The organism is Brachybacterium sp. ACRRE, from assembly GCF_022346485.1.
GTDB lineage: Bacteria > Actinomycetota > Actinomycetes > Actinomycetales > Dermabacteraceae > Brachybacterium > Brachybacterium halotolerans.
In genome coordinates, this window is sequence record NZ_JAKRMO010000034.1 from 19516 (window position 1) to 44763 (window position 25248).

Here is a 25248-nt window from a genome sequence, read left to right on the forward strand (position 1 = left end):
CTGAGGCGTCCAGGTCACTCGCGTGCGCGCGCGCCGCGGCGCGTCGTCCGCGATGCGATGGCCCGACCCGCGAGCGCGATCCCCACGAGCGCGATCCCCGCGAGCACGGCGAGGCCGACGAGGATCCAGCCGCCCGTCTGCTGGTCCGCGAGGGCGTCGGCCCGCCAGGTGCGCCCCGTCGCGCCGAAGCGGTCGGAGGCAAGGAGCGTGCTGCCCAGAGCGAGGGCCAGGCCGCTCGCCGCGAGCCCCGCGACGGGCAGGGCAGCCAGCACCGTGCGCCAGACGCGGAGGCGCGCGCTCGGCCCCGCGGGAAGCGTGGGATCGGCGCCGCTGTCCCCGTCCCGCCGGGCATCCGCGCCCGGCTCCACGGTCCACCAGGTGAGCGCGCCCAGGACCACCGGGGCCAGGAGCAGCAGCTCGTGCCCGGGGATCGTCGCGAGCGCGGGCCCCAGCAGCCACGGCGTGGCGTGCACGAGGGCGAGCAGGCCCGTCGGCCCGAGCGCGAGCAGCGGGGCGGTCCAGGGGTCGCGGTGCAGCAGACGGGAGAGACCGCCGGGTGTGGGCACGGCGCCGGCGAGGAGGGGCCCGACGAGCACGAGCAGGAGGCCCTGCTGCAACAGGTGCGCCGAGCTCAGCACCGGGCCGTAGACGCCGAGCGGCCCGCAGACGACGAGCACGAGGAGCACGGCGCCGACGACGACGCGCAGCTCGGCCGAGCGCGCGCGGGGGGCCGCCCGGGGCCCCGTACGCGGGAAGCGCAGCGCCCACACGAGGGTGAGGGCGAGGGCGATCACCAGGGCGTCGGGCCGCCAGGACGCGAGCAGCGAGGCCGCGCTCGGGGCGGGCGGCAGGGCGTGGCCGGTGAGATCCGCCGCCGGGCCCGTCGCCGCCGCGCCACCGGGGACCGGCAGGAGCGCGAGCAGGGCGCCGAGGACCACGGCCGCCGCCATCAGCACCAGCTCGATGCCGGCGAGGCGGAGGAACGGACGCCCCGGCCCGTCGGCCCCCGTCCGCACGGCGAGACGCCTCCGCTGCAGCGCGCCGAGGACTCCGAGCGCGAGCAGCAGCATGATCTTCGCGAGGCCCACGAGGCCGAAGGCCGTGGTCACGAGGTCGATGGGCGAGCCGAGGCGGGTCAGCAGCGCCCACAGCCCGCTGAGGGCGAGCACGCACCACGCGAGCAGCGCCAGGTGCGAGAAGCGGACGATGACGGAGGACGAGTCCGTGAGCGGGCCGCGGGCGCGCAGCAGCAGGATCGCGCCGAGCCCGCCCGCCCACACGGACATCGCGAGCACGTGCACGAGCACCGGCACGGCCTGCCCCGCCTGAGCAAGCAGGAAGCCCTGATCGCCGAGCACCCGGATCGAGATCCCGAGGACTGCGAGCACTCCCGTGAGCCGGCCGACGGTCCGGGCACGGGCGCCGGTGCCGAGTCCCACTGCGAGCAGCGTGATGAGCGCGGCGAGGGCGGCGACGAGAGCGGGCAGCAGGCGCGGGGCGGGCGCGAGGGCCAGCAGCTGGGTGAGGGTCCAGACGCCGCCGAGCACCGCGAGCGGGGTCATCGCGCGGGCGCGGTCCGCGGGCGCGACCAGCAGCAGACCGGCGAGCAGGGAGGCGCCGAGCGCGCCGGCCGCGGCGAGGTCCTCGATCACGCCCAGGAGGACATGGAGCACGGCGAGCACAGGGATGGTGCTCACGCGCCCGCCGAGCCCATGCCCTGGGTGACGAGCACGCCGAGCCAGAGCGCGGCCATCCCGAGCGCCGCGGTCACCAGCAGGTAGCCGACGGAGATCACCGGGGTGCCGCGCCGGGCGAGCTGGACGGCGTCGAGGGCGGCGCCCGCGAGGGTCGACAGTCCGCCGCACACGCCCGCTCCGAGCAGCAGGAACAGGTAGCGCACGCCGCCCGTCGGCTCCGCGCCGATCCGGGTGACGACGATGCCCAGCAGGAAGCATGCGACGACGTTCGCGATCATCGTCGGCCACGGCACGACCTCGAGCAGGATCGAGGGGCTCTCGCGCCGATCGAGGGCGCGAGAGAAGCTCTCGCGCACGGCCCAGCGCGCGGCCGCGCCGATGCCGCATCCGGCGCCGACGACGAGCACGGAGAGGATGCCCAGCAGGATCGTCATCGTCCCTCCCCCTCGCCCGGGCGTTCCATCGGACGGCGGGTCGAGGGGCGCTCCGACGCTGGGGCCTCGGGATGGGGCGAGGGCACGGCCGAGCGCGGGCTCGGGGCCGCGGGCGTCGCGGAGGAGAGCGTCGTGTGCACCTCGGCGTCGCCCGGAGCGTCCAGGGAGGGCACGGGAGCCGGGGCGTCCGACGCGTCGGGCTCGGGCGTCAGGGCCTCGGCGCCGCCGCCCTCGGGGTCCGCGCCCTCGGGGTCGGCGTCGGCTCCTGCTCCGGTTCCCGAGGCGGCGCCGGAGGCGGTGCCGGCGCGCACGCGGGAGAAGCGGCGGGAACGGGTGGGGAGAGCGCGTCGTGGGGCGCGGCCCCCGGCGAAGGGGTGCGTGCCGAGCCGGATCCCACGGCGGTGCAGCAGGCCCGCGAGGCCCAGTCCGAGCAGCACCCCGCAGATCGCGCCGAACAGGGTGATCGCCCCGTACACGAACGCGAGCGCCGGGAAGTCTGCGCCGATCATCGCGGAGCCCTCGAGCACCACGCCGGAGTAGATGGTGAACCCCTCGAGGAAGCCGATGCCCAGCAGCGGACGCATCCAGCGCGGCGCATCGGGCTGGCGCTCGAGCAGGCCCGTGAGGATCCCGAGGCCCACGCAGCCCAGCACGTTCACCAGCAGCGTCGAGCGCGGCACCTCGATGAGGGTGGGCGTCTGGATCGTGGGCATGAGCAGCGTGAGGAGTTCGCGCAGCACTCCGCCCGCGACGCCGCCGCAGGCCACGAGCAGCATCGCGCGCTGCCAGGACAGCGGAGGAAGGCCGGGGCCCGAGGTGAGGGTCTCGGCGTCCTCCTCCTCGGCGGTGACGCTGACGGCCTCCATCTCGACGGTGCGCATGCGCGGATCGTCGCGGCGGCGCGGTGCGGGAGGCGTGGTCACCGCACCAGGGTACCGAGGAGGAGGCGGGCGGACCTGCGCGCGCCGTGGACGGTCACCACGGCCGCGCGGGCGCGGGGGCTCAGCCCCACACGAGGCCCAGCTGGGGCTGCTCGAGAACGGCGGAGATGTCGCGCAGCAGCTCCGAGCCGAGCGCGCCGTCGATGAGGCGGTGGTCGAAGCTCAGGGCGAGCTGGGTGACCTCGCGGATCTCGATCTTCCCGTCGACCGCCCAGGGCTTCTGCTTGACCGCGCCCATGCCCAGGATCACGGACTCGCCCGGGTTCAGGATCGGTGTGCCCGAGTCGATGCCGAAGACGCCGAAGTTCGTCACGGTGATGGTGCCGTTGCGCGTCGCCGACAGCGGTGTGGAGCCCGAGCGCGCGGTCTTGGCGAGGTCGTTGATGCCCTCGGCGAGCTCCTTAAGGGTGAGCAGGTGGGCGTCCTTGATGTTGGGCACGATGAGGCCGCGCGGGGTGGCCGCGGCGATGCCCAGGTTCACGAAGTGCTTGTAGACGATCTCCTGCGCGCTCTCGTCCCAGGAGGCGTTGACCTCGGGATTCCTGCGGATCGCGACGAGCAGCGCCTTCGCGACGATCGCGAGCGGGGAGATCTTGACGTCGGCCCATTCGCGGGAGGCGCGCAGCGAGCGCACCAGGTCCATGGTCGCGGTCATGTCGACCTCGTTGAACACCGTCACGTGCGGGGCGGTGAAAGCGCTCGAGACCATCGCCTCGGCGGTGCGCTTGCGCACCGAGCGGATCGGCACCCGCGTGGTCCGGTCGTCACTGGTCACGCCCGAGAACGACTGCTGGTTCATGGACTGGCTGGTCGCCGACTTCATGGTGCCGTGCAGGGAGGCGGGCGCCTGCGGGGACTCGTCGGGGAAGTAGTCGCCGTCACCGGGCATCTCGTCGCCGATCGCGCGCTGCTGCGCGGCGAGCACGTCCTCGCGGGTGACGGTCCCGCCGGGGCCCGTCGCGAAGACGTCGGCGAGCGCGATGCCGAGGTCGCGGGCGAGCTTGCGCACGGGCGGCTTGGCGAGGATGCGGTCGATCGGGACCTGCTGGTCCTCGCCCTCCTGCGCGGCGGCGCGGCGCCGACGGCGGGCGCTGCTGGGTCGCGCGCCGTAGCCCACGAGGTTCTTGGGCTGCTCATCCTCGGCCGCGGGAGCGGCGGATTCGGCGGGAGCGGTGGATTCGGCGGGCGCGGCGGATTCGGCGGGCGCGGCGGATGCGGCGGCCGGGGCGGCGTCGACGGGCGCGGCGGTCTCGCCGGTCGCCTCCTGCGCCTGGGCCGCGAGCTCCTCGGCCGACGGGTCCGGCTCCGGGGCGGCGTCGGCGGGCGCGGGCGCGGGGCTCGTGTCGTCGGCATCGGTGTCGACCTCGATGAGCGGGGCGCCCACCTGCACCTCGTCGCCCACGGCGACGAGCACCCGGGTGACGCGGCCGGCGATGTGGCTGGGCAGCTCGACGGCGGACTTCGCGGTCTCGACCTCGATGACGGGATCGTTGATGGCGACGGTGTCGCCCACGCCCACCTTGATGTCGAGGATCTCGGCCTCGGTGAGTCCTTCGCCGGGGTCGGTGAGGGTGATCATGACGAGGGTGCTCATCGTCGGGTCCTTCCGTTCTCGCCGCTGTCGGGGCGCTGGTCAGTGGGCGAAGGGAACATCGCAGGGAGGCGGACGCCGTGGGGCGCCGTCAGTATGCGAGCGATCGGTCGACGGCGTCGAGCACGCGGTCGAGGTCGGGCAGGTAGGCCTCCTCCATCCGCGCCGGCGGATACGGCGTGTGGTAGGCGCCCACGCGCAGCACGGGCGCCTCGAGGTGGAAGAAGCACTGCTCGGAGACGCGGGCGGCGACCTCGCCGCTGATGGCGCCGAAGACGGGGGCCTCGTGGACGATCACCAGGCGGCCGGTGCGCTTCACCGACTCGACGACCGTGGGGACGTCGAAGGGCGAGATCGAGCGGGCGTCGATCACCTCGAGGTCCAGACCGTCCTCGGTCGCGGCCTCGGCGGCCTCGCGGGCCACGGAGACGGACGGCCCCCAGGCCAGCAGCGTCGCGTCGGTTCCGGGACGCACGATCTGCGCGCTGTGCATGCCGGTCGCGGGGCGCACGTCCGTGTCGACGTCGCCCTTGATCCAGTACTGCTTCTTGGGCTCGAAGACGATCACCGGGTCGTCGGACTCGATGGCCTCGCGGGTCATCCAGTAGGCGTCCTGCGCGTTCGACGGGGTGACGATGCGCAGGCCCGCGGTGTGGGCGAACAGCGCCTCGGGGCTCTCCGAGTGGTGCTCGACCGCGCCGATGCCGCCGCCGTAGGGGATGCGGATGACCATCGGCACCCGCACCTGCCCGCGCGTGCGGTAGTGCATCTTCGCGAGCTGCGTGGTGATCTGGTTGAAGGCGGGGAAGACGAAGCCGTCGAACTGGATCTCGGCGACGGGCCGGTAGCCGCGGTAGCACAGGCCGATGCCGGTGCCCACGATGCCCGCCTCGCCCAGCGGGGTGTCCACGACGCGGTCGCCGCCGAACTCGGCGTGGAGACCGTCGGTGACGCGGAAGACGCCGCCGAGCAGCCCGATGTCCTCGCCCATCAGCATGACCTTCTCGTCGGCCCGCATGGCGTCGCGCAGGCCCGCGGTGATCGCCTTCGCGATCGGAAGCTTCACGGTGCTCATCGACGGCCCTCCTCGGCGGCGGTGGAGTCAGCAGCGGCGGAGTCGGCGGCGGAGTCGGCGGCGGACCCCGCATCGGCCTGGTCGCCGGCGTCCTCGAACTGGGAGCGGTAGCGCTCGAACTCCGCGCGCTCGGCCTCGACCAGCGGGTGCGGATCGGCGTAGACGTGGCTGAAGATCTCGATCGGGTCGGGATCGGCCATCGCGTGGATCTCGTGGTGCAGGGCCATCGCCAGGTCGTGGCCCTCCTCCTCGCAGCGGCCGACGAACTCCTCGTCGATCTCGTCCTGGGTCTCGAGGTAGCGGCGCAGGCGGTCGATGGGGTCCTTGGCCGCCCACTCCTCCTCCTCGGCGCGGGCGCGGTAGCGCGTGGGGTCGTCGCTCGTGGTGTGCGCGGCCATCCGATAGGTGAGGGCCTCGATGTAGCTCGGCCCCTCGCCCTCGCGGGCGGCGTCGAGTGCGAGGCGCACGGCGCCGTAGACGGCGAGAACGTCGTTGCCGTCGATGCGGACGCTGGGGATCCCCCAGCCGCGCGAGCGCTGGGCGAGCGGCACCCGGGACTGCACGGTGGTGGGCACGGAGATCGCCCACTGGTTGTTCTGCGTGAAGAAGACCGTCGGCGCCTGGAAGGAGGCGGCGAAGGTGAAGCCCTCGCTGACCTCGCCCTCCGAGGAGCTGCCGTCGCCGAACAGGGTGAGCACCGCGGTGTCGGAATCGAGGTCGCCGGTGCCCACGAGGCCGTCGCGCTGCAGGCCCATCGCGTAGCCGACGGCCTGCGGGACCTGGGCGCCGAGCACGAGCATGTAGGGGTGGGTGCGCAGCTCGTAGGGGTCGTAGCTGCCGTGGGCGATGCCGCGCCACACGTCCAGCAGGCGCCAGGGCTCGATGCCGCGCGCCCAGGCGATGCCGTGCTCGCGGTACGTGGGCACCAGGTAGTCCTGGGTGCGGGCCGCATGGCCGGCGCCGATCTGCGCGCCCTCCTGCCCCAGGGCGCTCGCCCACAGGCCCAGCTGCCCCTGGCGCTGCAGGGAGGTGGCCTCGAGGTCCGCGGCGCGGATCATCACCATGTCGCGGTAGTAGCGGCGCAGGTCCTCGCCCGTGAGGTGGGCGACGGCGGCGTCGAGCTCCTCGTGGGGTGTGCGGGTGCCGTCCGGCGCGACGAGCTGGATCAGGGGCTCGTCGTCGGCGTGCTCGGGAATTGTCGTGCGGAAGACGCTCACGGGGACGAGGTTAACCTACGGAGCCGTAAGTTCCAACGGGATCGCCGTGGGCGGGTCGCTCCGCCGGGCGCGCCGCCGGCCGTCCTGCGGGTCGCGGCGCGCCGGCGTGCGATCAGTCCCAGGTCACCGGTCGCTTGTCATCGGCGAGGTCGACGGAGGGCCTGCCCAGGCTGCCGCCGTAGAGCAGGTCGCAGGTGCCCTTCTGGCTGCCCTTGCTGCACTCCATCGTGGTGTCCACGCCGCCGATGGAGTCCTTCGCGGTCACGTAGGTGACCTCGTCGTACCCGGGCTCGGCCGTCAGCTTGTCGAGCTTGCGCTGGGTGGACCCCGGGAGCGAGCGCTTGACCGTCTTGTCCTTGGCCTTCCAGCCGTCGGACGACGTGCCCTGGATCTTCTGGAGGCCGCAGCCGGCCTTGAGCGTGTTCTGCTCCACGCACTTGTCGACCGACTTCTTCACGGCTCCGCGGAAGGCCTTCTGGCCGTCGTCCGTCAGCTTCGCCTTGGGCCAGTCCGGGTAGTCGTCGCCCAGTCCGTAGACCAGGGTCGCCTCCCCGTCGAGGCCGAACAGCTTCTCGTCCATGCCCACCGTGTAGGAGCCTGGCAGCGCCGAGTACTCCGTGCCGGGCTTCACCTCGGCGTCGTTGACCGTGAGGCTCAGGCCGGAGAAGCCCTCGGGCACGTCCATGTACGACTCGAGACCGGTGACCACCTCGTAGGTGCCGTCGTCGTCGTAGTCCTGCATCGAGATCTCGCCGCTCGCGGGCTTGCCGCCCACCGTGTAGTCGACCGTCACCTTCCCCGAGAGCGACGACATCTGGGGCTCGCCGATGGTCACGTCGGCGACCGGCGCCTCCTTGAGCGCCTTCGCGTAGGCGTCCTCCTCGAGGGTCTCCTGGTTCGAGTGGTCCTGTCCCTGGATGACCTCGAGCGCGGGCTTGGGATCCCCGTCGACCAGGGAGTCCATGTACTCCTTCCCGAGCGCGCTCACCTGCTCCTCGGGCGATGCGGTCTTCGCGGCTCCCCCGCCGCCTCCCGCGTCGTCGCGCTTGCCCAGGCCGATGACGACCGCGATCACCACCACGAGCACGATCACGAGGAGGAACGCGACGGCGGCGATGACCAGCCCGATGATCAGTCCCGTACGGCTCTACCGGGGCGGCTGGTTCGGGTCGCCGGGACCGCCCGATCCGCCGAATCCTCCCGGCCCGCCGGGCTGCCCTGGTCCTCCTGGGCCCGTCGGACCTCCGGGGCTCGACGGCCACGAGGCGGAGGACTGCGGCGAGCCGCCCTGGCTCTGGGAGAAGTCCTGGCTCTGGGCGAAGTCCTGGCCCTGCGGGAAGTCCTGGCTCTGCGCACTCCCCTGACCCTGCGCGGGATCGGGGTACTGCTGCCGCCAGGGGGAGGCCTCCCCCTGTCCGTCCTGGTGCGGCTGGCCGTTCTGCGGGCCCTCGGGCATCGGTCCGGTCATGGTCTTCCCCTCCGCCGCGTTCGTGATCCGCGGCACTCGTCCCCTGAGTCTAGGCTGAAAGCGTGACCCACCGCGCGCCGCGACCAGCCGCCAGGAGCGCGCGCCTGGCGCCCTCGGACCTCCTCGCCCGGATCCGGCCCGACGGCTACAGCGAGCACGGCTTCGCACTCGACGTCGGAGGCATCGAGCAGTCGCACGTGGACCTCGAGGACCCGACCGTGATCCGCCACGAGTACCTGCGGCGCATCGCCCACGTCGTCGACACCGCCGCGGAGCCCGGGGCGCCGATGCACGTGCTGCACCTGGGCGCGGGCGCACTCACCCTGGCCCGGTACGTGCAGGCCACGCGCTCCGGCTCCCCGCAGGCGGTGGTCGAGATCGAGCGGGAGCTCCCGGGCCTCGTGACCTCCGCGCTGCCCTTGCCGCGCGGCACGGACCTCGAGGTGCGGATCGGCGATGCGGCCCAGGAGCTCGCGGACATGGGGGCCGACGGATCGGCCCGGTCGGGCGGCAGAGGCCGGTTCGACGTGATCGTCGTCGACGTGTTCAGCGGTCAGAGCACGCCCGCGCACCTCACCCGCGAAGGATTCTTCGCCGACGTCCTGGGACGCCTGTCCGAACGCGGGGTGATGGCCGTGAACGTGGGCGACGACGCCGGCCTGCGCTTCTTCGCGGCGCAGGCCCGGGCGCTCGACGCCGCGACCGAGGCCGCTGGCCTCGCGGGGGTGTGGACCCTGGCCGACGAGCACCTGGTGCGCTCGCTCGACGAGGGCAACCTGGTGCTCGCCGCCGGGCCCGGGCTGGAGCGATCGCGAGGTGCGGAGCCCGAGGGCCTGCGCGAGCGCTGGCTCGCGGGCGGCCCGCATCCGGCCGCCGTGCTGGATCCTGCCGAGACGAGCCGCCTGATCAGCGCGATCGAAGAGGACGCGCACGGGTCGCGGCCCGCACCCCGTCCTCGCTGAGCCCCGATCGCGGACGACAGACCGCGGTCAGCCTTCCTGCGCCTCGCGCCACTCCTGGGCGATCGCGAGGAGCAGGTCGTTCGCCTCCCGCTCCCCCACGGTGACGCGCACGCCGTCGGCCCCGTAGGCGCGGACCACCAGGCCGCGGGCGTCGGCGAAGGCGGCGAACTCGGCGCTGCGCTCCCCGAGCGGGAAGTACACGAAGTTCCCCTGCGAGGCGGGCAGCTCCCAGCCCTGGGCGGCGAGGACCTGCTCGAGGCGTCCGCGCTGCTCGCGGATCCATGCGGCCCGGTGCTCGAGCTCGGCCGCGGCGTCGGGCTCGAAGGTCGCCAGCGCCGCGGCCTGCGCGATCGAGCTCGCCCCGAAGGGCACCGTGACCTGGCCGAGCGCCGCGGCGAGGCGCGGGTGCGCGACCGCGTACCCCACGCGCAGCCCGGCGATGCCCTGCATCTTGGAGAAGGTGCGCAGCAGCACCACGTTGCCGTGCTCCGCGAAGAGGCGCGCGGTGTCGGCGAGGCGCACGGGGTCGACGAACTCCCGGTAGGCCTCGTCGAGGGCGACGACCACGTGATCGGGCACGCGCGCGAGGAAGTCCTCGATCTGCGCGGTGGTCAGAGCGGGTCCGGTGGGGTTGTTCGGGGTGCACAGGACGACCAGGCGGGTGCGCTCGGTGATCGCCGCCGCCATCGCCGGCAGGTCGTGCTCGAAGGCGGGGGTGAGCGGGACCTGGACGTCGAGGCCGCCGTGGCTGCGCACCAGGATCGGGTAGGCCTCGAAGGACCGCCAGGCGAAGACGACCTCGTCGCCCGGATCCACGAGCGCCCGCACCAGGTCGCCGGAGACGGCGACGGACCCGGTGGACAGGGCGATGTTCTCCGGGCCGACGGCGGAGCGCGGCGTGCTGTGGTGGGCGGCGATCGCCTCGCGCAGGTCGAGGGCCCCCATGTCCGGGTAGAGGTTGGCGTGCAGGGTGGCCCGGTTGACGGCCTCGATCACCTGCGGCAGCGGCTCGAACGGCGACTCGTTCGAGGAGACCTTGAAGCGGCGCACGCCGTCGTCGGCCGCGGGCTTCCCGGGCACGTAGGCGGGCAGCGCATCGAGGGCGGAGCGCAGGCGGATGTTCTCGGCGGGAGTCTCGGGCATGCCCCCAGGCTAGGCCGACGGGGGCTGTGCGCGCCGGACCACCGGCGCGCGCGAGACCCGCGCGAGCACCGCACACAGGAGTCTGGGCGGGTGTCCGTACCTTTCATCACGGTGAAACGTACGGAGACCTGCCCAGATAGTCGTCCGCAGCGGCTCGTCGTCCGGCCGATCGTCGCCCGAGCCGACCTGCCCTCAGGCGCGCTCGCGGTCGCGGTCGCCGTCCACGCCGAGGATCGCCTCGAAGATCGAGGAGAGGATGCCCACGATCACGCCGGCGAGCAGGGCCCACCAGAAGCTGTCGAACTCCAGCGGCAGGCCGAACAGACCCGCGACCCACGCCGTGAGCAGGAGCATGAGCGCGTTGATGACGAGCATGAACAGGCCCAGCGTGAGGCAGGTCAGCGGCAGGGCGAAGAACGAGAGGATCGGCTTCACGATCGCGTCGACGATCGCGAAGATCAGCGCGATGCCGGCGACGGTGAGGACCTGGCCGAGGATCGTGCCGCCGCCCTCCCCCAGGTGCATGCCCGGCAGAAGGAGGGAGGTGAGCCAGAGTGCGACGCCCACGATGATGAGGTGCCCGATGAACCTGAACATGGGGGAAGTCTCCCAGAGCCGCCCGTGAGCGACCAGGGGGATATCCCGCGCGTCGCCCCCTCGGCCCCTCGGCCCGTCGGCCCGTCGGCCGCCTCGCCATCCGGCCGGCGGTGCGTGCTCGTGCGCCGCTCTGGAACAATGGCCCCATGCCGCAGAGCTTCGCCGACCTGACGCCCCCGATCGCCCTCACGCCGCTGGACGGCCGCTACCGCGACCAGGTCGCGCCGCTGGTCGACCACCTCTCCGAGGCCGCCCTCAACCGTTCCCGGCTGATCGTGGAGACGGAGTGGGTCATCCACCTCCTGGACAACGAGGCGATCCCGGGCCTGCGCACCCTCACGGAGGACGAGCGCGCGCTGCTGCGCGCGATCCCCGAGGACTTCGGCGCCGAAGGCATCGCCGAGCACAAGGAGATCGAGCGCGAGACCGTGCACGACGTCAAGGCCGTCGAGTACTACATCAAGCGCCGCCTGCAGGGCACGTCCCTCGAGCCGCTCGCAGAGATCGTGCACATCTACTGCACGAGCGAGGACGTCAACAACCTCGCCTACGCGCTCATGATCAAGGGCGCCGTCCACGAGGTGTGGCTGCCCGCCTTCGAGGGCGTGGTCGCCCAGATCGCCGAGCTCGCCCGCGAGACGGCCGACGTCCCGATGCTCTCGCGCACCCACGGCCAGCCGGCGACGCCCACCACGCTGGGCAAGGAGCTCGCCGTGTTCGCGCACCGCCTGCAGCGGCAGGCGCGGCGGATCCCCGCCAACCAGACCCTCGGGAAGATCAACGGCGCGACCGGCACGTACGCGGCGCACACGATCTCCGTGCCGGACACCGACTGGGAGCAGATCTCCCGCAGCTTCGTCGAGCACCTCGACCTCACCTGGAACCCGCTGACCACCCAGATCGAGTCCCACGACTGGCAGGCCGAGCTGTACGCGGACATGGCCCGCGCGGGCCGCATCCTCCACAACGTCGCGACCGACGTGTGGACGTACATCTCGCTGGGCTACTTCCGCCAGCGCCTGTCCGCGCAGGGCGGCACGGGCTCCTCGACGATGCCGCACAAGGTGAACCCGATCCGCTTCGAGAACGCCGAGGCGAACCTCGAGATCTCCGGCGCGCTGCTCGACGTGCTCAGCCAGACCCTGGTCACCTCGCGCATGCAGCGGGACCTCACCGACTCCACGACGCAGCGCAACGTGGCCCCCGCGATCGGCCACTCGCTGCTGGCGATCCAGAACATCTCCAAGGGCCTCGCCGGCCTGGACGTGGACGCCGAGGCGATGGCCGCCGACCTCGAGGGCAACTGGGAGGTGCTCGGCGAGGCCGTCCAGTCCGTCATGCGCACCCTGGGCGTCCAGGGCCACGAGGGCCTGGACAACCCCTACGAGCGGCTCAAGGAGCTCACCCGCGGCCATCGCGTGACCGGCGAGGACATGCGGGCCTTCATCGGTGATCTGGGCCTGCCCGATGCCGAGCGGGATCGTCTGCTCGCCCTCACCCCGGCGACGTACGTCGGCCGCGCGCCGCGGCTCGTGGGGCATCTGGACGACTGACCGCCCTCGCCCGCCCCCAGATCAGGGCGACCGCCGCGATCGCCAGGATCCACGGCAGGTACGCCACGTAGCGGAACGGCTGGGCGATGGGCGCGGCCGCCATCAGCGTCGCCCACAGCAGCAGGGCCGGGAAGGCGACGACGAGGACCTCCCCTCGTCGTCCGTACCAGGCGGCCGCCACGACCAGTGCGAGCGCCCACACCCAGGTCCCTGCTCCCGGGGTGAGATCCAGGCCAGTGCGGTACACGGACTCCATCCGCGTCCCGACGGCCTCCCCCAGCAGAGGTCGCTTCACGACGCCATGGCTCGCGAGATCCGCCAGGATCTCGTCGCGATCCCCGGGTGCGTTCGAGATCGGCTCGAGGAAGAACGACTGCGAGGTGTCGCCGACGCCGGCGGCGTCCCATCGCCACAGCTGCGAGGTCTGATCGCGGTATCCCGCGAGCATCGGCCCCGGGCAGCGGACCAGCGTGCGGGCGGCGACCGACAGGAACTCGCCCCCGGAGCCCTGGAGGGCGTTCTCGGAGAACGCGGGGTCGTACTTCACGGGGTCCACGCTCTGCGGGCGGAACACGTCGCGCCAGGTCTGCAGCGGCATGATCCGATCCAGGGTGCGGGCGTCCTCCGGCGCGATGCACTGCGGCTCGTGGACGAGGGTGCTGCCGACCATCTGCAGGGGCACGCCCAGGCTCTCGACGCTCTTCTGCGGGCCCGCGGCGAGGGTCAGGATCTGCTGCGGGAGCAGCGCGACCACCACGATGCCCGCGACCCACAGGAACGCCGCGCGCCGTGCCCTCCGCGCCAGCACGACGAGGAGCACACCGATCAGCGCGAGGATCACGAGCGCGTTGTTCCGGGTCAGGGCGAAGCCGAGCATCGACAGCACCATCACGCAGACGAAGCCCCGACGGCGGAGGCACCGCCCGTCCGTCTGCTGGATGCTCAGCAGCACGGGCACCAGCAGCAGCGTGAAGCCCGTGAACGCGGCATCCTTGACCAGGGCGAACGTGAAGTTCGCCGTGATCGGCAGGAGCCCGAGCACCACCGCGAGGACGACGAGGACCGCACGCGGGATCCCCATCCTCGAGAGCACGCGCAGCGTCCAGGCCAGGCCGAGGCCGTACAGGATCACCTGGAGCAGCACGAGGGCGATGATCCCCGGGAGCATGCTGCCGGTGACCAGTCGCAGACCGTGCACGACGCCGCTGATGACCATCGAGTAGACGAGCGGCTGCTGCGGCGCGACGCCGAGGGGATTGCGGATGCTCCAATAGGTGTCGTTCATCGCGTCCAGCGGACCCACCGCCGCCCACATGAGCAGCCAGAGCACCGCGCTGATCCCCGCCATGCCCAGGCACGATCGCCACGAGGCGGGGTCGCCCGCCGCGCGCCGATCCCTCGCGGTGCGCGCGTCCACGGCGCTGAGCAGGATCCACATCCCCGCGGCGATCACCGCCGCGACCACGAGGTGCCGCACGATCCTCCCGCCGCTCCACGGCATCTGTGCTGCGGGGACGGCGAGGACGTCGACCAGAGCGAGGAGGAGAGCGGGCGCGAGCGCGAACACCGCTTTGCGTGCGCCGCCGCGCAGGACCTCGAGTGCCACCGAGGCATCCCATCACACTCGAGGTCGGGCCCGAGCACGACCCGCCGTCAGGCCCGGGCGCTCCCGCTGCGGGAGAAGATCACGCGGTAGCAGACGAAGTTGCACACCGCGGCGACGCCGACGGCGATGATCTTCGCGGCGATCGCCACGACGCCCTCGGGGGCCTGCGGGACGAGCACGCCGCAGGCGTGCACCACTCCGGTGATGATCAGCGTCTGGATCACGAGCGCGGTCACCAGGGTGACGGCCAGGAACGGCACGAACGCCCGGACGCCGGTGCCGTGCGCCCGGAAGACGAAGGCGCGGTTCACCGCGAAGCTCACGCAGATCGTGATCAGCGTGGACACGACATGCGCGGCGATCGGCGGCCAGTGCATGAGAAGCGTTCCGCCCGAGTACAGGCACAGGTCGAGCAGCGCCATGGCGCCGCCGGAGACCAGGAAGCGCCCGATGAGGGCGCGCAGGGACGTCGCGCGCTCAGCGGCCACCGAGGCCCTGCCCCTCACGACACTGAAGGCGGTCGGCCTCGCCTCGCACCACCGGCGCGCTCTCGGGCACGACCGGCTCGGGCGTGCGCTCGTTGTGCGGCGCGCGCAGCTCCTCCGGCGACACCTCGCGCCGCGGCGCGAGCCCCGGAGTGGTCACCGGGGCGAGTCCCAGGTAGGCGAGCCGCGCCGCCTCGTGCCGGTTCCTCGTGGTGCCGGTGAGGATCACGCCGGCGGTCACCATCAGGCAGGCGATCACCATGAAGATCGCGGCGAGGAACGCGGTCGGGAAGCGCTCCACGAGGCCCGTGCGCGCGTACTCCGAGATGACGGGGATGCCGCTGATCAGGCCGGCCACGAAGGCGACGATGCTCGCGGCTCCCCAGAACACGAACGGCTTCTCGAAGGCGAAGAGCTTGCCGATCGTGAGGATGATGCGTCGGCCGTCGGAGAAGGTGCTGAGCTTGGACTCGCTGCCGTCGGGCCGCTCGCCGAAGCCGACCGGCTTCTCGATCTGGGGCACGCGCGTGGCCAGCGAGTGGACCGTCAGCTCCGTCTCGATCTCGAAGCGCTGCGAGAGCGCGGGGAAGGACTTCACGAAGCGTCGGGAGAAGACGCGGAACCCGGAGAGCATGTCGGTGACGGGCTCGCCGAAGAGCCTCGAGACCACGCTGTTGAAGAAGCGGTTCCCCCAGGCGTGGCCCTTGCGGTACGCCGAGTTGTCCGGGTCGTCGACGCGGCAGCCCAGCACGTGGTCGTAGGGGCCCTCGAGCAGCGCCTCGACCATGGCGGGCGCGGAGGCGACGTCGTAGGTGTCGTCGCCGTCGATGAGCAGGTACACGTCCGCGTCGACGTCGGCGAAGGCGCGGCGCACCACGTTGCCCTTGCCCTGGAGGGTCTCGGTGCGCACGATCGCCCCGGCCTCACGAGCCCGCTCCCGGGTCGCGTCCTTCGAGTTGTTGTCGTAGACGTACACCGTGATGCCGTCGAACGTCCTGCGCAGGTCCGACACGACCTTCGCGACGGTCGCCTCCTCGTTGTAGCAGGGGACGATGGCCGCGATGTCGAGCTGCTGCGGCGGGGGCGAAGTGGTCATCACTGCGCGAGAGTAGCAACGGGAGGGCGGCCCCGCCTCTTCCCCTGAACCGCTGGTGAATCTACAGTGAACACAGGTGCAAGGACGCACCGGACGGTCCGGCCGTCCCGGGCCGTCGCCTCACTCCCCGCCGCGGGGAGAGGTCGAGAGGTGATGGGGATGAGCACGTTCGTCCACCCGTTCCGCGAGGGCTCCAAGGACCAGAAGGATCTGCTGGGCGGCAAGGGGGCGAACCTCGCCGAGATGACCCGGCTGGGCCTGCCCGTCCCGCCCGGCTTCACGATCACGACCGACGCCTGCCGATACGTCATGCACCACGGCCAGAACCCGCCCGAGCTCGCCGATCAGGTGACCGCCGCGCTCGAGGACGTCGAGCAGCAGATCAGCCGACGCTTCGGCGATCGCGAGGACCCGCTGCTGGTCTCGGTGCGCTCGGGCGCCGCGATCTCCATGCCCGGGATGATGGAGACGGTGCTGAACGTGGGCCTGAACGACGAGACCGTGCAGGGGCTCGCCGCGCAGTCGGGCTCCGAGCGCTTCGCCCAGGACTCCTACCGGCGTCTGCTGCAGATGTACGGGGCGACCGTGCTCGGCATCGAGGCGAGCATGTTCGAGGAGGCGCTCGAGGCCGTCCGCGAGGAGCGCGGAGCCGCCGACGACGCGGGACTGGACGCAGGCGCCCTGGAGGAGATCGTCGGTCGGTACCAGCAGATCATCGAGCGCGAGACCGGGAGCCCCTTCCCGCAGGACCCGCGGGAGCAGCTGCGCGGCTCGATCAGCGCGGTCTTCGAGTCGTGGAACGCCCCGCGCGCCGTCATCTACCGCAACGCCGAGCACATCGACCACGAGCTGGGCACCGCCGTGAACGTGGTCGCGATGGTCTTCGGGAACCTCGACGACCGCTCCGCGACCGGCGTCGCCTTCACCCGCGACCCCTCGACCGGCGAGCACGGGATCTACGGCGACTTCCTGGTGGGCGCGCAGGGCGAGGACGTCGTCGCGGGCATCCGCAACACCCGGTCCCTCGAGGAGCTCGGCGAGGTGCTGCCCGATGCGTACCAGGAGCTGCTGCGCACCATGGACGTGCTCGAGGAGCACTACCGGGACCTGTGCGACATCGAGTTCACGATCGAGTCGGGGAAGCTGTGGATGCTGCAGACCCGCGTGGGCAAGCGCACCGCCGCCGCGGCCTTCCTCATCGCCACGACCCTCGTGGACGAGGGCGCGATCGACGAGCGCGAGGCCCTCACCCGCGTGAGCGGCGCGCAGCTCACCCGGCTCATGTTCCCGAGGTTCGCGAGCGGCGAGCGCGAGGTGCTCGCCCGCGGGATGGGCGCCTCCCCCGGCGCCGCCGTCGGCGAGGTCGTCTTCGACTCGGAGACCGTGATCGCCCGCGCCCAGGAGGGGCACGAGTGCCTGCTGGTGCGGCGCGAGACCAACCCCGACGACCTCGGCGGCATGCTCGCCGCCGAGGGCGTGCTGACCTCCCGCGGCGGCAAGACCTCCCACGCGGCCGTGGTCGCCCGCGGGCTCGGGAAGACCTGCGTGTGCGGGGCCGAGTCCCTCGACGTCGACCCGAAGGCGCGGGAGATCCGCATGGGCGGGGAGGTCGTCGCCCGGGAGGGGGACGTGCTCTCGATCGACGGGGCGACCGGCGAGGTCTTCGCCGGGCGCATCCCCGTCGAGCCCAGCGAGGTCGCCCAGTACCTCGAGGGGGATCTGGCCGCCGACGATCCCCGTGCGTCGGCCCTGGTCCGCTCCGTCGACCGGCTCATGGGCGTGGCCGACGAGGTGCGGCGCATGCAGGTGCGCGCGAACGCGGACACCGCGGCCGACGCCCAGCGGGCCCGGCAGATGGGTGCGCAGGGCATCGGCCTCGCGCGGACAGAGCACATGTTCCTCGGCGAGCGCCGCGCGCAGGTCGAGAAGCTGATCCTGGCGGGCGACCCCGCCGAGCGCGAGGAGGCCCTCGCCGAGCTGCTGCCCGCCCAGCGGGAGGACTTCGCGGGCCTGCTGCGGGCGATGGGCGACCTGCCGGTGACGATCCGTCTGCTGGACCCGCCGCTGCACGAGTTCCTGCCGGACCTCACCGACCTCTCGGTGCGCATCGCCCGCGCCGAGGAGGCAGGACGGAGGATCGAGCCGCACGAGCGCAAGGTCCTCGCCGCCGTGGAGAGGCTGCACGAGCAGAACCCGATGCTGGGGCTGCGCGGCGTGCGACTGGGCCTGACGATCCCCGGGCTGTTCGGCATGCAGGTGCGCGCGATCCTCGAGGCCGAGCTCGAGGTCAGGGCCGACGGCGGGGACCCGCACGTCGAGATCATGATCCCGCTGGTCGGGTCCGTGCGCGAGCTGCGGTCGATCCGCCACGAGATCGACGACGTCACCGAGGAGGTCGCGGCCGGGGCCGGGGCCGGGGACGGCGCGGAGCTCACCACCCGCATCGGCACCATGATCGAGCTGCCGCGCGCCGCCCTGCGCGCCGGGGAGATCGCCGAGGCCGCCGAGTTCTTCAGCTTCGGCACGAACGACCTCACGCAGACCACCTGGGGCTTCTCCCGCGACGACGTCGAGGCCGGGTTCTTCTTCACCTACAAGGAGCGCGGCATCCTCTCCGACAGCCCCTTCGAGTCCCTCGACCAGTACGGGGTGGGCGAGCTGCTGCGGATCGCCGCCGAGCGCGGACGGGCCACCAATCCGAACCTCACCCTCGGCGTGTGCGGGGAGCACGGCGGGGACCCCGCCTCCATCCACTTCTTCCATTCGCTGGGCCTGGACTACGTCTCGTGCTCCCCGTTCCGCGTGCCCGTCGCGCGCCTCGAGTGCGGGCGCGCGACGCTGCTCGAGGAGGGGTTCACACCGCAGCCGTGAGGGCGACCGCGGAGGTGGGGCACGGGCGCGGCCTCACCCCATCCGCGGGCGCACAGAGATGACGTCCATGCTCGCCTCGTCGGTCGCGCGGATCGCGAGGGCGACCGCGGAGGCGACCGACGTCGGCTCGAGGTACTTCTCGATCTCGTAGGGGCCGTCCTCCATGCCCCGCAGCTCGTGCTGCATGTCGGTGTCGACGCGGCCCGCATGCACGGAGCTGACCCGCACCCCGTGCTTGCGCTCCTCGAGGCGCAGGGCATCGGTGAAGGCCCGCAGGGCGAACTTCGAGGCGCAGTAGGCGCCGCGTCCGCCGATGGAGGTGAAGCCGCTGCCGGAGTTCAGGGCGACGACGGTGCCGCGCGCCTTCCGCAGCGCGGGCAGCAGCAGTCGCGTGAGCTCGACGACCGCAGTCACGTTGACCTCCATCGAGCGGTTCCACTCGGAGACCGCCATCTCCTCGGTGGTGCCTCCCACCAGCACGCCGGCGCTGTGCACGACGCCGGCGAGACCGTCCGGCAGGTCGAGCGCCGCGACCGCTCCGCCCACGGCCGGGTAGTCGGTGACGTCCACGGCGAAGGGCTCGGCCTCGGGATAGGACGCGGCGAGCTCGGCGAGCGCCGCGGCGTCGCGGCCGCCGAGGATCAGCCGGTGGTCGCCGGCGAGCTCGTCGGCGACGGCGCGGCCGATGCCGCGGGAGGCGCCGGTGATGAGGACGGCGGGCCGACGGGCGGATGCGGGAGAGGTCTCGGAGATGCTCATGCGGTCATTCTCCCAGGGCGCGGTGACGGTGCGCCCGGGCGGTCTCCGTCGGCCCGTCGACCTCGGTGAGTCCCGCGTCGATCACGCGGACCGCATCGCCCGGATCCTCCCAGGCGGCCTCGTCGGACGGGAGCAGCTGGACGCGGAAGCCGTCGGCGCGCCAGGTCGCGCGCTCCCGCTCCCCCATCTGCTCGTACAGGAGCTGCGCGGCATGGCCCGCCTGCGCGGCGGTCTTGCCGGTGGAGATCTCCTCGAGCGGGGTGATCTCGATGTCGACGAAGGCCGCGGGGGCTGTGGGGGCTGTGGGAGCGGCGACGGCGGGTGCGGCGGAGGCGGAGGCATCCTCGCGGTCGCCGCGGGGGAATTCGGTGCCGCCCACCTGCAGCTTCGCGAGGTCCTTGGGCAGCGGCTGCAGCGGCCCCGGGACGAAGGCGCGCACCTGCGCGGTGCCGTGGGTGACGGTGACGCCGGGCAGGGACTGCACCGCGTCCCAGCGGGCGCCGTCGGCCCGTCGCACGACCTTGCGGATCCAGCCCGCGCGCCAGTGCTCGACCTGCCCGGCCCACTCGCCCGTGCGGGAGCGCTCGTCGTCCAGGAGCTGCACGACGGCCTGAGCCGCGGCCTCGACGACGTCCTCATGGTGCGCGGGGTCCGCCTTCACGCGGTGCACCACGAGCTGCATCTCCCAGGGGTTCTCATGGTCGGGTCGGTCGGGTCGCTGCACGTTCTCGCTCACGACAGGGAGCAACGGGTCCGGGCGGCTCGGCATTCCCGCGGCGCCTGCATCCGCATGGACGGCGGCGTCGGCATGGACGGCGGCGTCCGCATCGGCGCGGAACCCGCGCACCCCTCGGTGGCACCATGTGTCCGTGGACGAGATCAGCCCTGACCCGCGGACGCCCCGGAGCGGCGCGGCACCGATGAGCCGCCCGGGTGTCGACCTGCCGTCGGCGTTCCTGGTGGCGGAGATCGTGATCGTGCTGGCGCTGTCCCTGGGGCGCTCGGGCGTGTACTCGATCGTCTCCCTCGCGCGGTCGCTCGCAGCGGGGCCGCTGAGCAGCCAGCAGGCGACGCTGAACAGCTCGCAGGACACGAATCCCTGGTTCGACCTGCTGCAGCAGCTGCTCGGGATCGCCTTCACCCTCGCACCCGTGGCACTGGTGATCCTCCTGCTGAGCGTGAGCGCGGGCAGTCTGCGGGCCGCCCTCGCGGGCCTCGGCCTCGCACCCGCGAGGCCGCTCGGCGACAGCGTGCGCGGCGTCGTGATCGCGGCCTGCATCGGCATCCCGGGGCTCGCCGTCTACTACGCGGGCCGGGCGATCGGCGCGACCCTCGAGGTGATCCCGGCGGCGCTGGACGCGCACTGGTGGACGGTCCCCGTGCTGATCCTGCAGGCCGCGAAGAACGCCGTGCTCGAAGAGGTGATCGTCTCCGGGTATCTCGTGCAGAGGCTCGAGCGCCTGGGCGTGGGCACGGCGGGGATCCTCGTGATCACGGCGGTGCTGCGCGGCAGCTACCACCTCTACCAGGGCATCGGCCCCGGCATCGCGAACCTCGCGATGGGCCTGGTCTTCACCGAGTGCTTCCGACGCACCCGCCGCGTGGGCCCGCTGGTCGCCGCCCACACGCTGCTCGATGTGGTGGCGTTCGTGGGATACGCGCTGCTGAAGGGCGTGCTGGGTCTGTAGGGCGTGGACGCGGGCTCGGGCCGGGGCGCACCCAGCACCATGCCCCTCCCCACCTCCTGCCGATAGCCTGGGCGCATGGTCTTCTCCCTGCCTCCGCACGCCACGATCGAGCAGCGCTCCAACAACTGGGGCGGCAACCACCGCTTCACCCCGCAGGCGGTGGTCCAACCGGAGACCGAGGCCGAGGTCGTCGAGGCCGTGCGCTGGGCGATCGGACGCCGCCTGCCCGTGCGCACGATGGGCGCCGGACACTCGTTCTCCCCGCTGATCCCCACCGGCGGCGTGCTCGTGAAGCTCGGCGCGATGAGCGGCCTGACCGGCGTTGACGCCGGGAGCGGGCGCGTGCGCGCGCATGCGGGCACTCCCCTGTCCCAGCTGTTCGAGGAGCTCTGGGCGCAGGGCCTCTCGCTGCCCGTGCAGGGAGACCACGACGCCCAGTCGATCGCGGGCGCGCTGGCCACCGGCACCCACGGCTCCGGCACCGACTCGCAGATCATGAGCGAGGCGATCACGGGCCTGCGCCTCGTCGACGGGCGCGGCGGGATCGTGGAGATCGGCGAGGACGACGTGGACCGCCTGCGCGCGGCACGGGTCTCTCTGGGTGCGCTCGGCGTGATCCTCGAGGTCGAGCTGCAGACGGTTCCCGCCTTCCACCTGCGAGATCGCCGCGAGCTCGTGGATCTCGACCCCTCGTCGGCGGATCTGGCCGCGCTCGGGGAGAGCGCCCGCCACGTGCAGGTCCACTGGTTCCCCGCCGATGCCTCGCCCGCGCTGCTGCAGCTGGACGTCGAGGAGGGCGCGAGCGCCGCGGGGAAGGCTCTCGTGCGGCGCCTCCACGTCGCCCAGGAGGGCGAGGAGGATGCCGCACCCGCCTACCAGGTGTTCACGGGCCGCTCCACGAAGCCCTTCCACGAGATGGAGCTCGCGTTCCCCGCGGATCGGGCCGACGAGGCGTTCTCACGTCTGACCTCGCTGAACGTGGAGGACTTCCCGGAGCACCAGTACCCCATCGAGCTGCGCTGGGTCGCCGGGGACGACACTCCCCTCTCGATCGCGCAGGGCGGGCCGCGGGTGACGATCGCGCTGACCGCGAAGACCAGCTCGGATTACTGGCCGCTGCTCACCGCGGCCGACGCGATCGGCGAGGAGCTCGGCGCGCGCCCCCACTGGGGCAAGCTGCACCTGCTCGACCGCGCCCGGGCGGAGGAGCTCTACCCGCAGCTGGGCGTCTTCGACGAGGTGCGCGCGGAGCTCGACCCGCACGGCCTCTTCCTCAACGACCACCTGCGCGCGCTGCTGGGCTGAGCCGCGCTGGGCGGGGCTGAGCGGGGCTGGGACTGGGCGGGGCTGGCCTGCCCCGGAGACGGTGACGCGCTCGGCGGCACCTCGCCGAGAGGTGAGTTGTGGTCCCCAAAACGCGCGAATGGCGACATCAACTCACCTCTCGCGGGGGTGATGCCGCATCAACTCACCTCTCGCGGGGGTTGTGCGCCAGCACGAGCGCGAGCGGCGGGTCGGGATCGGCCGCGCCTCAGAGCACGTAGGGCTCGGCGTCCGTCTCGCTGACCATCGGCAGTGAGGACTCGAACCAGATGTCCATGCCCCCGGCGACGTTGATCGCCTCGAAGCCGTTCTGGTTCAGCCACTGGGTGACCTGGAAGCTGCGCCCGCCGGAGCGGCACACGATGAAGAGCGGGTCGTCGTCCTCGGGGAGCTCGCCCAGGTGCTCCATGAAGGAGCTCGCCGGCACGTGCTGCGCGCGCGGGGCGTGGCCGGCGGTCCATTCGTCGTCCTCGCGCACGTCGATGAGGTGCGCGCCCTCGGGGATCTCGGTGGGGGCCACGGATTCGATGTCCATGGCCCCCAGCCTACGAGCCGACGGGCGGCGCGTGCTGCCCGCGCGTCGACCCGGCCGATCCGTGCCGCTCACCTGTCGGACCGGTCCGACCCTTCCCGTTCACGCCTCGGACCGGGCGCCCCGTCCTCCTCACGCGTCGGACCGCGCGACCCGCCCCACGAGCGGCGCGCTCACGGCGACGCTGAGTGCGACCAGGCCGAGCGCGCCGATCGCCGAGGCGATGTACTGCACGACCGCGCCCAGGGAGAAGCCGCCGCTCATCACGGGGGCGAGGAGGCCCGCGGCGCTCAGGCCCGCCACGATCGCGGCGAGTGCGAGCGGGATCGCGATCTCGGCGATGCGGGCGCGCTGGAGGGCGCTGACCGTCGCGCCCGCGACGTGCTGGGAGCGGTAGACGCGCGCCTGGTCGAGCACACGGGCGGTCTGCGTGACCCCGGTGGAGACGGCGGCCAGCACGGCGGCGATGCCCAGCGTGAGCAGCCCGCCGGTGTGCAGCGCGGTGCTCAGCGCCCGCTCGGAGGCGGTCTCGTCCATGTTCCCGAACATGCTGGTCAGCGTCAGGAACCCGGCGATGACGAGCCCGAAGGTGATGCCGGAGACGGCGCGCCATCCGGCGCGGGGATCGGCCGCGAGCCGTCGGGCCCCTACCAGCAGGGCGGGTCCGGGAGCGACGGCGGCGATGATCCGTGCGACCACCCAGACCACGAACGGGCCGACGATGTTCACGCTGCCGAGCACGAGCGCCATGAGGATCGCGAGCACGGCGATCAGCACGCCGATCCCGTTCGGGATCCCGCCCACGATCTGGGGAAGGATCTGGAACGCGGCGATGAACAGCACGATCAGCGCCGCCCACACGATCAGCCGCACCACGGACATCCGCACGATCCGCGAGTCCCGGGCCACCCCGAGCGGTGAGATCGCGACGCCCGCCAGGCCGATGCCGGCGGAGACGCCCGCGAGCAGCGTCGCCGCGATCACCAGCACCGGATAGGCCCAGAGCGGCATCAGCAGCTCGCCGACGGTGAACGGGGCCATCCCGAAGTCGAGAGCCGTGAGCGCCGGGGTGACGGCGAGGTGCGCGAGCAGCCCGACCAGCGAGCCGATGAGCGCCTGCGCGAGGACGTCGGCCACGGCGAGCGCGCCGACCTGGGCGGTGGTGCCGCCCACCAGGCGCACCGCGGCGAGGTCCCGCTCGCGGCGGGACAGGCTGAGCTTCGCGGCGGCGCTTCCCAGGCCCATGGCGCTGGGCACGAGCAGCACGGTCGCGACGATCGCGCAGGACATGAGGAAGGACAGGTTGGAGGCCTCGGCCGAGGGCGGCCCGTCGCCGACGGGCGCGGCGGCCGCGCGGGAGGCGAAGGCGCCGAGACCGCCGAGGACGGTCGCGAGGATGCCGGTCGAGGCCGTGAAGCCGATGATCGGCAGGGCCGTGGCGATCCCGCCGCGGCGCCGGAGAACCAGAGGAGCAGTGCTGAGGAGGTTCATCGCGCGCCTCCCTCGCGGTGGAACTGCTGGGCGATGCGGCCGTCGCGCATGGCGATCGTCCGCTCGCAGGTCGCGGCGACCGACGGGTCGTGGGTGACCATGACGAGGGCCGCGCCCGCGTCCTGGCAGGCCTCGGCGAGCACCTGGAGGACGCTGTGGCCGGTGGTCTGGTCGAGCGCGCCGGTGGGCTCGTCGGCGAAGACCACCGAGGGCCGGCCGGCGAGCGCGCGGGCGATCGCGACGCGCTGGGCCTGGCCGCCCGAGAGCTGGCCGGGTCGGCGCTCGTGCATGCCCGCGAGGCCCAGACGGTCGAGCCAGGCCGACGCCTCGGCGCTCGCGGAGCGACGGGAGGCGCCGCCGAGCATGCGCGGGAGCACCACGTTCTCCAGGGCGGTCAGCTCGGGAAGGAGCTGGCCGTCCTGGAAGACGAAGCCGAAGCTCGTGCGCCGCAGCCGCGTGCGCGCGGCGTCGGAGAGGGAGTCCAGCGAGGCGCCCGCGTGGACGACGCTCCCGGAGGTGGGCGGCAGGATTCCGGCGAGCACGTGCAGCAGGGTGGTCTTCCCGCAGCCGGAGGGGCCCATCACCGCGACCGACTCGGCGGCGCGGATGTCGAGGTCCACGCCGTCCAGCGCGAGGGTCGCACCGGCCTTCTCCCCGTAGGAGTGGCGCAGGGCTCGGGCCTGGAGCACCGGGGCGGGGCCGACGGGGCCCTGGTCGGC

The 25248-nt window shown here is 72.9% G+C and carries 23 protein-coding genes; 5 read left to right on the forward strand and 18 right to left on the reverse strand.

Annotated features, from left to right (window positions below):
- Positions 1-14 precede the first annotated feature (14 nt).
- From MHY49_RS11125 to MHY49_RS11160, 8 genes are all read right to left on the reverse strand, one after another.
- Complete coding sequence (locus MHY49_RS11125) at positions 15-1697, reverse strand: CopD family protein (RefSeq protein ID WP_239204074.1); 1683 nt, start codon at positions 1695-1697, stop codon at positions 15-17.
- A complete protein-coding gene (locus MHY49_RS11130) occupies positions 1694-2131 on the reverse strand; it encodes a CrcB family protein (RefSeq protein WP_239204076.1) in 438 nt (145 codons plus the stop codon). Before MHY49_RS11130 ends, MHY49_RS11125 begins: the two co-directional genes overlap by 4 nt.
- Positions 2128-3054, reverse strand: coding sequence for a CrcB family protein (locus tag MHY49_RS11135; RefSeq protein ID WP_239204078.1), 927 nt, complete (start codon positions 3052-3054; stop codon positions 2128-2130). Before MHY49_RS11135 ends, MHY49_RS11130 begins: the two co-directional genes overlap by 4 nt.
- Before the next feature lie 79 nt (positions 3055-3133).
- Entirely contained in the window at positions 3134-4666 is a 1533-nt protein-coding gene (locus MHY49_RS11140; RefSeq protein WP_239204080.1) for a dihydrolipoamide acetyltransferase family protein, read from the reverse strand.
- 88 nt (positions 4667-4754) lie between these two features.
- Positions 4755-5738 carry an alpha-ketoacid dehydrogenase subunit beta gene (locus MHY49_RS11145; protein ID WP_239204082.1) on the reverse strand — a complete coding sequence of 328 codons (984 nt, stop codon included), beginning with the start codon at positions 5736-5738 and terminating at the stop codon, positions 4755-4757.
- Entirely contained in the window at positions 5735-6955 is a 1221-nt protein-coding gene (locus tag MHY49_RS11150) for a thiamine pyrophosphate-dependent enzyme (RefSeq protein ID WP_239204084.1), read from the reverse strand. The genes MHY49_RS11145 and MHY49_RS11150 overlap by 4 nt, the downstream gene beginning before the upstream one ends.
- 112 nt (positions 6956-7067) lie before the next feature.
- Positions 7068-8048 (reverse strand): hypothetical protein, encoded by a 981-nt coding sequence (locus tag MHY49_RS11155; protein WP_239204086.1) that lies wholly within the window; start codon positions 8046-8048, stop codon positions 7068-7070.
- A 54-nt stretch (positions 8049-8102) separates the two neighbouring features.
- Positions 8103-8423: a hypothetical protein gene (locus MHY49_RS11160; protein WP_239204088.1), complete on the reverse strand. Its 321-nt coding sequence runs from the start codon at positions 8421-8423 to the stop codon at positions 8103-8105.
- Positions 8424-8485: 62 nt separating this feature from the next.
- Between MHY49_RS11160 and MHY49_RS11165 the strand changes: the two genes are divergently transcribed.
- Positions 8486-9385 carry a fused MFS/spermidine synthase gene (locus tag MHY49_RS11165; RefSeq protein ID WP_239204090.1) on the forward strand — a complete coding sequence of 300 codons (900 nt, stop codon included), beginning with the start codon at positions 8486-8488 and terminating at the stop codon, positions 9383-9385.
- 27 nt (positions 9386-9412) lie between these two features.
- Here the strand turns inward: MHY49_RS11165 and MHY49_RS11170 are convergent, their stop codons facing one another.
- Positions 9413-10528 carry a histidinol-phosphate transaminase gene (locus tag MHY49_RS11170; protein ID WP_239204092.1) on the reverse strand — a complete coding sequence of 372 codons (1116 nt, stop codon included), beginning with the start codon at positions 10526-10528 and terminating at the stop codon, positions 9413-9415.
- A 192-nt stretch (positions 10529-10720) separates the two neighbouring features.
- A complete protein-coding gene (locus MHY49_RS11175; protein WP_239204094.1) occupies positions 10721-11125 on the reverse strand; it encodes a phage holin family protein in 405 nt (134 codons plus the stop codon).
- A gap of 146 nt (positions 11126-11271) precedes the next feature.
- On the opposite strand from MHY49_RS11175, the gene purB reads away from it, so the two are divergent.
- Positions 11272-12678, forward strand: a complete 1407-nt coding sequence (gene purB / locus MHY49_RS11180; protein ID WP_239204096.1) for an adenylosuccinate lyase — start codon at positions 11272-11274, stop codon at positions 12676-12678.
- Here purB and MHY49_RS11185 read toward each other — a convergent pair.
- From MHY49_RS11185 to MHY49_RS11195, 3 genes are read right to left on the reverse strand one after another with little or no spacing between them, the layout of a single operon-like run.
- Positions 12620-14284 (reverse strand): DUF6020 family protein, encoded by a 1665-nt coding sequence (locus MHY49_RS11185; RefSeq protein WP_239204098.1) that lies wholly within the window; start codon positions 14282-14284, stop codon positions 12620-12622. The two genes, purB and MHY49_RS11185, sit on opposite strands and share 59 nt — an antisense overlap.
- A gap of 47 nt (positions 14285-14331) precedes the next feature.
- Positions 14332-14772, reverse strand: a complete 441-nt coding sequence (locus MHY49_RS11190) for a GtrA family protein (protein WP_239204100.1) — start codon at positions 14770-14772, stop codon at positions 14332-14334.
- Complete coding sequence (locus tag MHY49_RS11195; protein ID WP_239204102.1) at positions 14762-15865, reverse strand: glycosyltransferase; 1104 nt, start codon at positions 15863-15865, stop codon at positions 14762-14764. The genes MHY49_RS11190 and MHY49_RS11195 overlap by 11 nt, the downstream gene beginning before the upstream one ends.
- 159 nt (positions 15866-16024) lie before the next feature.
- On the opposite strand from MHY49_RS11195, the gene ppdK reads away from it, so the two are divergent.
- Positions 16025-18736 (forward strand): pyruvate, phosphate dikinase, encoded by a 2712-nt coding sequence (gene ppdK / locus MHY49_RS11200; RefSeq protein WP_239204104.1) that lies wholly within the window; start codon positions 16025-16027, stop codon positions 18734-18736.
- Positions 18737-18769: 33 nt separating this feature from the next.
- Here the strand turns inward: ppdK and MHY49_RS11205 are convergent, their stop codons facing one another.
- Positions 18770-19495 (reverse strand): SDR family oxidoreductase, encoded by a 726-nt coding sequence (locus MHY49_RS11205; RefSeq protein WP_239204106.1) that lies wholly within the window; start codon positions 19493-19495, stop codon positions 18770-18772.
- A gap of 4 nt (positions 19496-19499) precedes the next feature.
- Complete coding sequence (locus MHY49_RS11210; RefSeq protein WP_239204108.1) at positions 19500-20231, reverse strand: peptidyl-tRNA hydrolase; 732 nt, start codon at positions 20229-20231, stop codon at positions 19500-19502.
- A 184-nt stretch (positions 20232-20415) separates the two neighbouring features.
- On the opposite strand from MHY49_RS11210, the gene MHY49_RS11215 reads away from it, so the two are divergent.
- On the forward strand, positions 20416-21183 hold the full coding sequence (locus tag MHY49_RS11215; protein WP_239204118.1) for a CPBP family intramembrane glutamic endopeptidase: 768 nt from the start codon (positions 20416-20418) through the stop codon (positions 21181-21183).
- A 75-nt stretch (positions 21184-21258) separates the two neighbouring features.
- Complete coding sequence (locus MHY49_RS11220; protein WP_239204110.1) at positions 21259-22488, forward strand: D-arabinono-1,4-lactone oxidase; 1230 nt, start codon at positions 21259-21261, stop codon at positions 22486-22488.
- A 226-nt stretch (positions 22489-22714) separates the two neighbouring features.
- Here MHY49_RS11220 and MHY49_RS11225 read toward each other — a convergent pair whose 3' ends face one another.
- The 3 genes from MHY49_RS11225 to MHY49_RS11235 all read right to left on the reverse strand — a co-directional run.
- The gene (locus MHY49_RS11225; protein ID WP_200502862.1) at positions 22715-23041 is read right to left on the reverse strand and encodes a rhodanese-like domain-containing protein; all 327 of its coding nucleotides are present in this window, start codon (positions 23039-23041) and stop codon (positions 22715-22717) included.
- Between the two features lie 129 nt (positions 23042-23170).
- Complete coding sequence (locus tag MHY49_RS11230; protein ID WP_239204112.1) at positions 23171-24529, reverse strand: permease; 1359 nt, start codon at positions 24527-24529, stop codon at positions 23171-23173.
- Positions 24526-25248: ABC transporter ATP-binding protein (locus MHY49_RS11235; RefSeq protein ID WP_255719865.1), on the reverse strand; the 723-nt coding region annotated here is incomplete at its 5' end. The genes MHY49_RS11230 and MHY49_RS11235, both read right to left, overlap by 4 nt.

Bases quoted from the DNA above. Each gene is read 5' to 3' on its own strand.
- MHY49_RS11215 (WP_239204118.1), top strand. From the start codon at position 20,416: ATGAGCCGCCCGGGTGTCGACCTGCCGTCGGCGTTCCTGGTGGCGGAG.
- MHY49_RS11175 (WP_239204094.1), bottom strand. From the start codon at position 11,125: ATGTTCAGGTTCATCGGGCACCTCATCATCGTGGGCGTCGCACTCTGG.
- MHY49_RS11130 (WP_239204076.1), bottom strand. From the start codon at position 2,131: ATGACGATCCTGCTGGGCATCCTCTCCGTGCTCGTCGTCGGCGCCGGA.
- MHY49_RS11220 (WP_239204110.1), top strand. From the start codon at position 21,259: ATGGTCTTCTCCCTGCCTCCGCACGCCACGATCGAGCAGCGCTCCAAC.
- purB (WP_239204096.1), top strand. From the start codon at position 11,272: ATGCCGCAGAGCTTCGCCGACCTGACGCCCCCGATCGCCCTCACGCCG.
- MHY49_RS11225 (WP_200502862.1), bottom strand. From the start codon at position 23,041: ATGGACATCGAATCCGTGGCCCCCACCGAGATCCCCGAGGGCGCGCAC.
- ppdK (WP_239204104.1), top strand. From the start codon at position 16,025: ATGAGCACGTTCGTCCACCCGTTCCGCGAGGGCTCCAAGGACCAGAAG.
- MHY49_RS11170 (WP_239204092.1), bottom strand. From the start codon at position 10,528: ATGCCCGAGACTCCCGCCGAGAACATCCGCCTGCGCTCCGCCCTCGAT.
- MHY49_RS11140 (WP_239204080.1), bottom strand. From the start codon at position 4,666: ATGAGCACCCTCGTCATGATCACCCTCACCGACCCCGGCGAAGGACTC.
- MHY49_RS11195 (WP_239204102.1), bottom strand. From the start codon at position 15,865: ATGACCACTTCGCCCCCGCCGCAGCAGCTCGACATCGCGGCCATCGTC.
- MHY49_RS11145 (WP_239204082.1), bottom strand. From the start codon at position 5,738: ATGAGCACCGTGAAGCTTCCGATCGCGAAGGCGATCACCGCGGGCCTG.
- MHY49_RS11205 (WP_239204106.1), bottom strand. From the start codon at position 19,495: ATGAGCATCTCCGAGACCTCTCCCGCATCCGCCCGTCGGCCCGCCGTC.
- MHY49_RS11230 (WP_239204112.1), bottom strand. From the start codon at position 24,529: ATGAACCTCCTCAGCACTGCTCCTCTGGTTCTCCGGCGCCGCGGCGGG.
- MHY49_RS11160 (WP_239204088.1), bottom strand. From the start codon at position 8,423: ATGACCGGACCGATGCCCGAGGGCCCGCAGAACGGCCAGCCGCACCAG.